Origin of the sequence: Pseudomonas sp. SWRI92 (assembly GCF_014268685.1) — a bacterium.
GTDB lineage: Bacteria > Pseudomonadota > Gammaproteobacteria > Pseudomonadales > Pseudomonadaceae > Aquipseudomonas > Aquipseudomonas marvdashtae.
On sequence record NZ_JABWQY010000032.1, the window covers coordinates 1 to 10,501 of the forward strand.

General features: G+C 60.5%; 8 protein-coding genes and 4 tRNA genes. 8 read left to right on the forward strand and 4 right to left on the reverse strand.

What is annotated here, in order from left to right; translation table 11 throughout:
* The first annotated feature begins 383 nt into the window (after nt 1–383).
* Nucleotides 384–722: a DUF6124 family protein gene (locus tag HU762_RS26395; protein ID WP_186641852.1), complete on the forward strand. Its 339-nt coding sequence runs from the start codon at nt 384–386 to the stop codon at nt 720–722.
* A gap of 96 nt (nt 723–818) precedes the next feature.
* Here HU762_RS26395 and HU762_RS26400 read toward each other — a convergent pair whose 3' ends face one another.
* From HU762_RS26400 to HU762_RS26415, 4 genes are all read right to left on the reverse strand, one after another.
* Nucleotides 819–2,165: a sigma-54 dependent transcriptional regulator gene (locus tag HU762_RS26400; RefSeq protein ID WP_186641855.1), complete on the reverse strand. Its 1,347-nt coding sequence runs from the start codon at nt 2,163–2,165 to the stop codon at nt 819–821.
* Complete coding sequence (locus tag HU762_RS26405; RefSeq protein ID WP_186641857.1) at nt 2,162–3,751, reverse strand: ATP-binding protein; 1,590 nt, start codon at nt 3,749–3,751, stop codon at nt 2,162–2,164. The genes HU762_RS26400 and HU762_RS26405 overlap by 4 nt, the downstream gene beginning before the upstream one ends.
* The gene (locus HU762_RS26410; RefSeq protein WP_186613071.1) at nt 3,741–3,974 is read right to left on the reverse strand and encodes a PP0621 family protein; all 234 of its coding nucleotides are present in this window, start codon (nt 3,972–3,974) and stop codon (nt 3,741–3,743) included. Before HU762_RS26410 ends, HU762_RS26405 begins: the two co-directional genes overlap by 11 nt.
* 122 nt (nt 3,975–4,096) lie before the next feature.
* Nucleotides 4,097–5,113: an outer membrane protein assembly factor BamD gene (locus HU762_RS26415; RefSeq protein ID WP_186641858.1), complete on the reverse strand. Its 1,017-nt coding sequence runs from the start codon at nt 5,111–5,113 to the stop codon at nt 4,097–4,099.
* 150 nt (nt 5,114–5,263) lie between these two features.
* On the opposite strand from HU762_RS26415, the gene rluD reads away from it, so the two are divergent.
* The 7 genes from rluD (at nt 5,264) to HU762_RS26450 (ending at nt 10,356) form a co-directional block, all read left to right on the forward strand.
* Nucleotides 5,264–6,226 carry a 23S rRNA pseudouridine(1911/1915/1917) synthase RluD gene (gene rluD, locus HU762_RS26420; RefSeq protein WP_186613075.1) on the forward strand — a complete coding sequence of 321 codons (963 nt, stop codon included), beginning with the start codon at nt 5,264–5,266 and terminating at the stop codon, nt 6,224–6,226.
* Entirely contained in the window at nt 6,223–6,948 is a 726-nt protein-coding gene (pgeF, locus tag HU762_RS26425; RefSeq protein WP_186641859.1) for a peptidoglycan editing factor PgeF, read from the forward strand. Before rluD ends, pgeF begins: the two co-directional genes overlap by 4 nt.
* Before the next feature lie 130 nt (nt 6,949–7,078).
* The gene (gene clpB / locus HU762_RS26430; RefSeq protein WP_186641860.1) at nt 7,079–9,643 is read left to right on the forward strand and encodes an ATP-dependent chaperone ClpB; all 2,565 of its coding nucleotides are present in this window, start codon (nt 7,079–7,081) and stop codon (nt 9,641–9,643) included.
* 300 nt (nt 9,644–9,943) lie between these two features.
* Nucleotides 9,944–10,019 (forward strand) — tRNA-Asn (locus HU762_RS26435).
* Between the two features lie 7 nt (nt 10,020–10,026).
* Nucleotides 10,027–10,103: transfer RNA gene (locus HU762_RS26440), tRNA-Pro, on the forward strand.
* Nucleotides 10,104–10,108: 5 nt separating this feature from the next.
* Nucleotides 10,109–10,184 (forward strand) — tRNA-Lys (locus HU762_RS26445).
* Nucleotides 10,185–10,279: 95 nt separating this feature from the next.
* A tRNA-Pro gene (locus tag HU762_RS26450) sits at nt 10,280–10,356 on the forward strand.
* Nucleotides 10,357–10,501 lie beyond the last annotated feature (145 nt).

Sequence of the window (10,501 nt, forward strand, 5' to 3'; positions counted from 1 at the left end):
GCGTACCCGCGCTCACATGGAGCCCGGATACATTAGCGCAAGCCTGATTTACCGTTCATCGTGACTGAGTAGCAAAAGGTAGGCTGACCATACATTTGGTTACTTTCGCGCTTTTCGAAAGTGACCCGCTGTAAGAGCGGAACCTTAATCAGTCGTTACCGAAGAAACGGATCTACACCCCCCACAATGTCGACCTCACCCCCCAACCAAGATTTGTGGGAATGTTCGGACAACAATCTAAACCAAGCCGACTTTTCCGACGAGTTCTGGCGGTTGCCGGGTGGGAAGATCTCTCGTTAACCTTTCCCCGTCGCTGCAAATTCAGCGTCCGGGCGTCGCGGCCCGCTAACTTGGTAATCCATTTTTTCCTTTGGAGTACCGCAATGAGTGAAAAACCTCCATCACCTTCAGAGCCTAACCCGAACGGGCTCGATGAAGCCGCCAAACGCGTCATCGATTCTTACCTCGACCCAAAACCTGAAACCAAAAAGAAACCAGCACCGAACCAGCTGTTCACCGTCGTGGACGGCATCGACGTCGAATGCCTGCTGACCAACCTCAGCGAAACCCTAGCCTCAGCCAACGCCACCATCAGCGACCTGGCCTTCGACCTGAAAGGCTCACGACGGCAGATCGCATTAGGGATACAACAACTGATTGAACTGAGTGAACTGCTGGCCAATCGTGTATTGAATGAGCAGGTGCCGGTGACCGGGAGATAGGTAAAGCCGCTGCAGCAAACCCAATCCCTGTGGTGGGGCAAGCTCCCTCACCACAGGTATTAGCTGCTACCGGGGGCACGAGCGTCAAACCGTGGCTCAATCCAACCCCAACTTCTTCAACCGATACCGCATCGACCGAAACGACAACTTCAACCGCTGCGCCGCCGCCGTGCGGTTCCAGCGGGTTTCCTCCAGTGCCTGGAGAATCACCTTGCGCTCGACCTCTTCGAGATAGCCGTCCAGATTGTCGACCTGCATCAAATCGGGACTGCCCGAGTCGCCAGCGCTACCGCCCTCGGCCAGCCGCAGATCTTCGGCCTCGATCTGTTGGTGTTCGCAGAGGGTATAGGCCCGTTCGAGCATGTTTTCCAGCTCCCGCACGTTGCCTGGGAAGCGGTAATTGCGCAGGGCGTCCAGCGCGCGTGGGTGCAGCTTGGCCGCAGGGCTGCCGGTGCTGGCGGCCAGGCGCTGGAGTACGTGGGTCGCCAGCGGTTCGATGTCTTCTCGGCGTTCACGTAATGGCGGGACACGAAGTTCGATGACGTTCAGCCGGTAATACAGATCCTGGCGAAAACGCCCGGCAGCGACTTCCGCGTCCAGGTCTTTATGGGTGGCGCACAGGATGCGCACATCCACCACCTCTTCCTGCTGGCCTCCCACGGCGCGCACGGCTTTTTCCTGGATGGCGCGCAACAGCTTGACCTGCATCGCCAATGGCAAGTCGGCCACTTCGTCGAGAAATAGAGTCCCGCCATGGGCAGCCTGGAACAATCCGGGCTTGTCCTCGATGGCGCCGCTGAAGCTGCCTTTTCTATGACCGAAAAATTCGCTTTCCATCAGCTCTGTCGGAATCGCCCCACAGTTGACGGGCACAAAGCGCTGGCTGGCTCGGGGGCCTTGCTGGTGGATCAGACGGGCGACCAGTTCCTTGCCGCAACCCGACTCGCCACTGATGTACACCGGCGCTTGGCTGCGGGCGAGTTTTTCGATCTGTTTGCGCACATTGCGCATGGGCGGGGAGTCGCCCAGCAGGCAGCGCTCGACGGTCGCTCCTGGTGAAGCGACGGGCGGCATGCGCAAGGCACTACCGACCAACTCCCGCAGGCGGGCCAGGTCGACGGGCTTGGTCAGGAAGTCGAAGGCACCAGCCTTGAGGGCGTCGATGGCGACTTCCAGGCTGCCATAGGCGGTGATCATCGCCACCGGCAGTTGGGGCTGGCGTTGCTGGATGTGTTGCACCAGTTCCAGCCCGGTGCCGTCGGGCAGGCGCATGTCGGTCAGGCACAGGTCGAAGGCTTCGCCCTCCAGCAGCGACTGGGCCTCGGCAAGGTTCTTGGCGCTGCGGGTGTCGAGTTTCATCCGTCCCAGGGTGATTTCCAGGAGTTCGCGGATGTCCGGCTCGTCGTCGACGATCAGGATTCGTTGCCGTGAGCGTGTATTCAAATCTGTTTCCGTCCGTGAGCAAAAGTGATGCGAAAGCAGCCGCCGCCTTGGCGTGGTTTGAAGTCTAGGCGGGCCTGGTTGCTTTCGCACAGCTCACGGGACAGATAAAGCCCAAGGCCGGTGCCCTGGCTGCTGGTGGTGAAGAAAGGCTCGAACAAGTGCACCTGCTGATCGGGTGTTACACCGGGGCCGTTGTCGATGATGTCCAGCGTGGCCAGTTGGCTGTGCGGGTCGACGAACAGTTTCAGCCAGGCCTCGGCCTGCCCGTGAACCATGGCGCTGTGGCGCCAGGCATTGCGCAGCAGGTTGTCGAGCACTTGGGTCAGTTGGTCGGGGTCCATCAGCGTGACGTAGTCGCCCGGGTCGATGCTCAGGTGCAGATGCTGGTGTTCGGTCACGCTTTCGCGAGCCTGTTGGACGTACTGCTCCAGCCATGTGCGCAAATCCAGGCGTTGGGGCGCGGTTTGCTGGCGGCGTGACAGTTGCAGGACGTTTTCAATGACGCGATTCATTCGTTGGGAGTGATCTTGAATAATCTGCGTCAGACGCCGGTCCGCGTCGTTCAGTTCCTCGGATTCGCGCAGCAATTGCGCGGCGTGGCTGATCGCCCCCAAGGGATTGCGGATTTCATGGGCGATACCGGCAGTGAGGCGCCCGAGGGAGGCGAGCTTCAGTTGCTGGGCGTGCTGGGCTATCTGGGCCAGGTCTTCGAGAAAAACCAGGATCTGTTGCTGGTCCTGCGGCCCCAGGACGATGAAGCTGGGTTGCAGGGTCAGGCCCGTGCCGCTGATGGTCAGGCTTTGTGGCCGCAGGCTGGGATTGTTCAGCCATCCTTGCAGCCGTTCGACCAGGGCGTTGGAATAGTCGTCGATCCGCTGGCCAATCAAGTCGTGCATGCCCAGCAGGTTCAGGGCGCTTTCGTTGGCCAGTTGCACCTTGCGCTGGCGATCCAGCACGAGGATGCCGGTGCGCATGCGTTGCAGGATCAGCGCGTTGAGCGCTTCGAGGCTGAGTACTTCGCTGGCTCGTTGCTCGGCCAGGCTTTCGCTGACTTCCAGGCGTCGGGTCAGGCCTTGTACCAGCAACGCGGCGGCAAAGCACAAGGCGCCCAAGGTGCCGGCCTGCAAATAACTGCTGGGGCGGCTCGAATCGCTGAGGCCGAGGAACAAGCTTGAACCGACGATGCCAATCGTGGCGACGGCGGCGAGCAACAGGCCGATCCGACCGCGCAACAAGGTATTGCCAATTGCCACTGAGACAATGATCAGGTTGCCGATGGCGCTGGGAGCACCGCCTGCGACAAAGAACAGCCACGACAGCAGCAGGACGTCGGTCAGTGCCAGGCCGAACAGCCGGGCCGGGCGGCGAGTGTTCTCAAGAAACACCACCAGCAGGATATTCAGCACCAGATACAACCAACTGCCGCTGCGCAGCAGATCGTCGTTGGCGAACTCCAACAAGCGGTTGTCCATGTTGCTGGAGATCAACAGCACCAGGGTGATGCCGATGCTCAGGCGGTACAGGTGATAAAGACGCAGCAGGCGCTGCGCCTGTTTGACGCGAGGGCGTGAAGCCTCAGCGATCACGAGTGCCCGGGCCTTGCTCAAGGTGAGCCTGGCTGCAATACCACTGTTGCTGGAGCGTCAGCGCCCGGTCCCGCGGCAGATGGACGCCGCAATGAGCGCAACGAACCATGGGCGGTGCGTCCTGTTCCCGGTGCGAGTTCGGTGCGGAGGTGGCCCCCTTGAATTTGCGCCACAACCATATCGCGGCGGCAATCAGGACAATCCAGAACAGTAAACGAAGCATGATGGGCGGCTTTTCGGCTAGAGATCAGGCAGTTTAGCCAAGGACTGGAACGGCGCACAGCGCAATAAAACCCAGGCACAAAAAAGGAGACTCGCAGGTCTCCTTTTTCGTCAGGCCTTGTCTCAGTCAAACATGCCGAAGGTCATGTAGCTGAACCAGGAGCGGTCGCTGGATTCGCTCTCAGGCTCTTCTTCTTCGATCACGTCGCCATTTTCGTCCTTGGGCTTGAGCTCGTTCGGAATGGCTTCCTTGGCATCCTGGAACTGGCGCTGGACGTCCTGGTTGGCGCGGGTTTCGCCCGGCGGCAGCGGAGGACGGGATTCGATCAGGCCCAGGGTGGCCTTGCTCAGCCACGAACGGTTGTCGGCTTCGTCGACGCGCGGGGTGAACTGGCCGTCGGCGAGGGAAGGGTGGTCCGGGTAGTTCAGCTTCAGGGTTTCCAGGCTGGTGGCCGCGAGGTCATCCAGGTGCAAACGCTGGTACGCCTCGGTCATGATTGCCAGGCCGTCGCCCACCGATGGGGTTTCCTGGAAGTTTTCCACTACGTAGCGGCCGCGGTTGGCGGCGGCGACGTAGGCCTGGCGGGTCAGGTAGTAGTCCGCCACGTGGATTTCGTAGGACGCCAGCAGGTTGCGCAGGTAGATCATGCGCTGCTTGGCATCTGGCGAATAACGGCTGTTGGGGAAGCGGCTGGTCAGCTGGGCAAACTCGTTGTAGGAGTCGCGCGCGGCGCCCGGGTCACGCTTGGTCATGTCCAGCGGCAGGAAGCGCGCCAGCAGGCCGACGTCCTGGTCGAAGGAGGTCAGGCCCTTGAGGTAGTAAGCGTAATCGACGTTGGGGTGCTGCGGGTGCAGACGAATGAAGCGCTCGGCGGCGGACTTCGCGGCTTCCGGCTCGGCGTTCTTGTAGTTGGCGTAGATCAACTCCAGCTGGGCCTGGTCGGCGTAGCGACCGAACGGATACCGCGACTCCAGCGCCTTCAGCTTGGCGGTGGCGCTGGTATAGCTGTTGTTATCCAGGTCGTTCTGCGCCTGTTGGTACAGTTCGACTTCGCTCAGGTTTTCGTCTACGACTTCCTTCGACGAGCAAGCAGCAGTCAATGCGAGGATGGCGATCAGCAGCAGGTGTTTCACTTGCATGGCGGCTTGCGTCCCTATGACGGCCGCTGTCTTGGGCGGGGCCGTCCTGTTATGATGAGCGCCCCGTTGAAAGCCTCGGGGCAAAAGACGCCGTATTTAACCACAAGCGCGCAGCCGAAACCAAAGGCTGTGCCGACGCCCAGTCCGAGCATGTCCGATAAAATAGAACTTCGCGCAGAGGTGCCGTCCGAATTGGGCGGCCAACGCCTCGATCAAGTCGCCGCCCAACTCTTCGCAGAGCACTCGCGCTCGCGCCTTTCCGCCTGGATCAAGGACGGTCGCCTGACGGTGGACGGCGCGGTGATTCGCCCGCGGGACATTGTCCATGGCGGTGCCATCCTCGAACTCACCGCCGAGCAGGAGGCCCAGGGAGAATGGGTCGCCCAGGACATCGCCCTGGACATCGTCTATGAAGACGATGACATCCTGGTGATCAACAAGCCTGCCGGCCTGGTGGTCCATCCGGCGGCCGGTCATGCCGATGGCACCCTGCTCAACGCCTTGCTGCACCACGTGCCGGACATCATCAATGTGCCACGCGCCGGTATTGTGCATCGCCTCGACAAGGACACCACCGGCCTGATGGTGGTGGCCAAGACCATCCAGGCGCAGACACAGCTGGTCACACAGTTGCAGAGCCGCAGTGTCAGCCGCATCTATGAATGCATCGTCATCGGGGTCGTCACCGCGGGTGGCAAGATCAACGCCCCGATCGGTCGTCACGGCCAGCAGCGCCAACGCATGGCGGTGATGGAAGGCGGCAAGCAGGCGGTCAGTCATTACCGCGTGCTAGAGCGTTTCCGTTCCCACACCCATGTGCGGGTCAAGCTGGAAACCGGTCGTACCCATCAGATCCGCGTGCACATGGCCCACATCAACTTCCCGTTGGTGGGCGACCCGGCTTATGGCGGTCGTTTCCGCATTCCGCCGGCCGCCAACCAGACCATGGTCGAATCGCTGAAGAATTTCCCGCGCCAAGCGCTGCACGCGCGTTTCCTGGAGCTGGATCACCCGACGACCGGCAAGCGCATGAGCTGGGAGTCGCCGTTGCCGGATGACTTCGTCTGGTTGCTGACGTTGCTCAAGCAGGACCGCGAGGCGTTCATCGGATGAATGACTGGCTGACACCCGACTGGCCCGCGCCGGCCTGGGTCAAGGCCTGCGTCACCACCCGCGAGGGCGGCGTCAGCCTGGCGCCGTTCGACAGCCTCAACCTGGGCGATCACGTGGGCGACGACCCCACCGCTGTCGCCGAAAACCGTCGCCGTCTCACTGATCGCTTCGCCATGCGTCCGGCCTGGTTGCAGCAAGTCCACGGCATCGACGTGGTCGAGGCCGATCCGGCCCAGGTTGTCACCGCCGATGCCAGTTGGACCGCCGCGCCGGGCATTGCGTGCACCTCGATGACGGCCGACTGCCTGCCCGTATTGTTCTGCAATCGCGCCGGCACCCGTGTCGCGGCGGCCCATGCCGGTTGGCGCGGGTTGGCGAATGGTGTGCTGGAAGCAACCCTTGATTGCCTTGAAGTACCCGCCGATGAAATCCTCGCCTGGCTCGGCCCGGCCATCGGTCCGCAAGCCTTCGAAGTCGGACCGGAGGTGCGTGAAGCTTTTATCGCGCACCTGCCCAAGGCAGAGCAAGCCTTCACGCCCAGTCACAACGCCGGCAAGTTCCTGGCGGATATCTACGCGCTGGCACGACTGCGCCTGGCGGTACGTGGCATAACGGCCGTGTACGGTGGCGGCTTGTGCACCGTGACCGATCCACGCTTCTTTTCCTACCGCCGTAACGCCCGTACCGGTCGTTTCGCTTCCCTGATCTGGCTCGAACGCTAGACTTCCCTGATCTGTATCAACAGCGCGCTGCTTGAATCTTCCAGAATCGACCACATCTATAGCGGTATCTGGCAGGTTTCTTCATTCAGGACGTTTCGAAGGTCCGGCCTGCTCAAAAGGAAGGTGACCCATGCGTATTGATCGTTTAACCAGCAAATTACAGTTGGCCCTCTCCGACGCCCAGTCCCTGGCCGTCGGCCTGGACCATCCCGGTATCGAACCGGCGCACTTGATGCAAGCGATGCTCGAGCAGCAAGGCGGTTCCATCAAGCCCCTGTTGATGCAGGTGGGCTTTGACGTCAGCAGCCTGCGCAAGGAGCTGGCCAAAGAACTTGACCAGTTGCCAAAAATCCAGAATCCGACCGGTGACGTGAACATGTCCCAGGATCTGGCGCGGCTGCTCAACCAGGCCGACCGCTTGGCCCAGCAGAAAGGCGACCAGTTCATCTCCAGCGAGTTGGTGTTGCTTGCCGCGATGGACGAGAACAGCAAGCTCGGCAAGTTGTTGCTCGGCCAGGGCGTCAGCAAGAAAGCCCTGGAAAACGCCATCAACAACCTGCGCGGCGGTGGAGCGGTCAATGACCCCAACCACGAGGAGGCACGCCAGGCGCTGGACAAATACACCGTCGACCTGACCAAGCGCGCCGAAGAGGGCAAGCTCGACCCGGTGATTGGCCGTGACGATGAAATTCGCCGCACCATTCAGGTCCTGCAACGCCGCACCAAGAACAACCCGGTGCTGATCGGCGAGCCTGGCGTGGGCAAGACCGCCATCGCCGAGGGCCTGGCCCAGCGCATCATCAACGGCGAAGTGCCGGACGGCCTCAAGGGCAAGCGCCTGTTGTCCCTGGACATGGGCGCCTTGATCGCCGGTGCCAAGTACCGTGGCGAATTCGAGGAACGGCTCAAATCCCTGCTCAATGAACTGTCGAAGCAGGAAGGGCAGATCATCCTGTTCATCGACGAGTTGCACACCATGGTCGGTGCCGGCAAGGGCGAAGGTTCGATGGATGCGGGCAACATGCTCAAGCCTGCACTGGCTCGCGGCGAGCTGCATTGCGTCGGCGCGACCACGCTTAACGAGTACCGCCAGTACATCGAGAAAGACGCTGCTTTGGAGCGGCGCTTCCAGAAAGTGCTGGTGGAAGAGCCAAGTGAAGAAGACACCATCGCCATCTTGCGCGGCCTTAAAGAGCGCTACGAGGTTCACCACAAGGTGGCAATTACCGATGGCGCGATCATCGCGGCGGCCAAGCTCAGCCACCGCTATATCACCGACCGGCAATTGCCGGACAAGGCCATCGACTTGATCGACGAGGCCGCCAGCCGCATCCGCATGGAGATCGACTCCAAGCCCGAGGTGCTGGACCGCCTGGAGCGACGCCTGATCCAACTCAAGGTCGAGTCCCAGGCCCTGAAGAAAGAAAGCGACGAAGCGGCGAAAAAGCGCCTGGAAAAACTCCAGGAAGAAATCGTTCGGCACGAGCGTGAATATTCCGATCTCGAAGAAATCTGGAATTCGGAAAAGGCCGAAGTCCAGGGCTCGGCGCAGATCCAGCAGAAGATCGAGCAGTCTCGCCAGGAGCTGGAAGCGGCCCGCCGCAAAGGCGATCTCAACCGCATGGCCGAGCTGCAGTACGGGGTGATCCCGGACCTGGAGCGCAGCCTGCAAATGGTCGACCAGCACGGTAAGAGCGAAAACCAGTTGCTGCGCAGCAAGGTCACCGAGGAAGAAATCGCCGAAGTGGTCTCCAAGTGGACCGGCATTCCGGTCTCGAAGATGCTCGAAGGCGAGCGCGACAAGCTGCTGAAAATGGAAAGCCTGCTGCACCAGCGCGTGATTGGTCAGGAGGAAGCGGTGGTGGCGGTGTCCAACGCCGTCCGCCGGTCCCGCGCCGGTTTGTCTGATCCTAACCGCCCGAGCGGCTCGTTCATGTTCCTCGGTCCGACCGGTGTGGGTAAGACCGAGCTGTGCAAGGCCCTGGCCGAATTCCTCTTCGATACCGAGGAGGCCATGGTGCGCATCGATATGTCCGAATTCATGGAGAAACACTCCGTGGCCCGGCTGATCGGTGCTCCGCCGGGATATGTCGGCTATGAAGAGGGTGGCTACCTGACCGAGGCTGTGCGGCGCAAACCGTATTCGGTGATCCTGCTCGACGAGGTCGAGAAGGCTCACCCGGACGTGTTCAACATTCTGTTGCAGGTGCTTGAGGACGGTCGCTTGACGGACAGCCACGGGCGGACGGTGGACTTTCGCAACACCGTGATCGTGATGACCTCCAACCTGGGCTCGGCGCAGATCCAGGAACTGGTCGGTGATCGCGAGGCGCAACGTGCTGCGGTGATGGATGCGATTTCCACGCACTTCCGGCCGGAGTTCATCAACCGGGTCGACGAAGTGGTGATCTTTGAACCGCTGGCTCGGGATCAGATCGCCGGCATCACCGAGATCCAGTTGGGTCGCCTGCGCAGCCGCCTCACCGAGCGCGAGCTGAAGCTGCAACTGAGTGATGAGGCATTGGACAAGCTGATTGCGGTGGGTTACGACCCGGTCTACGGCGCACGGCCGCTGAAGCGGGCGATCCAGCGCTGGATCGAAAACCCGCTGGCGCAGTTGATCCTGTCCGGTCGCTTCATGCCGGGCGAAACCGTGACCGGCACCGTGGAAAACGACGAAATCGTTTTCAACTGAAAGCCACAATAGCCTGTGATTGGAGTGGCCTCGTTTTGCGAGGCCATTTTTTTCATCAGGCCGTTGAACTCAAAGGAAAAGGCTTGTAAAGTGCGCCCCGCAGTACGTCACCCCCAAGGGCGACTTCTCGTTGAGAGGAAACCCAAAATAAGTTGCAAATCATTGTCTTGAAAGCAATTTAAGGGGTTGACAGAGGTTTTGAAGATTGTAGAATAGCGCGCCTCAGACACACGAACGCAGCGATGCAGACGGGTCGAAGAGGTTGAAGCTAGCTTCAATGCAGTAACTTGAAATATCAGTTCCGTGATAGCTCAGTCGGTAGAGCAAATGACTGTTAATCATTGGGTCCCAGGTTCGAGTCCTGGTCACGGAGCCATTTCAATCGGGGTATAGCGCAGTCCGGTAGCGCGCCTGCTTTGGGAGCAGGATGTCAGGAGTTCGAATCCCCTTACCCCGACCATATTTGGGTCGTTAGCTCAGTTGGTAGAGCAGTTGGCTTTTAACCAATTGGTCGTAGGTTCGAATCCCACACGACCCACCATTTTTGAAACCAGCTTCGCTGGAATCGAATCTTAAGATCAGAGGCCAAAAGCGCTGATCGAAGAAGGCGACTTGCGAAGGTCGCCTTTTTTTTACCGGGGTATAGCGCAGTCCGGTAGCGCGCCTGCTTTGGGAGCAGGATGTCAGGAGTTCGAATCCCCTTACCCCGACCATATTAAAAATCCTCGTATCGAAAGATACGGGGATTTTTTTTGCGTGCGCCAGGCATGGCGCGTTGCGCGTAAGCGCAACCAGCTTGGCTGTGGTGGCCACGCTGGTGACTTGGAGGTGCAAGTCCTCTACACACCCGGCAAGGGG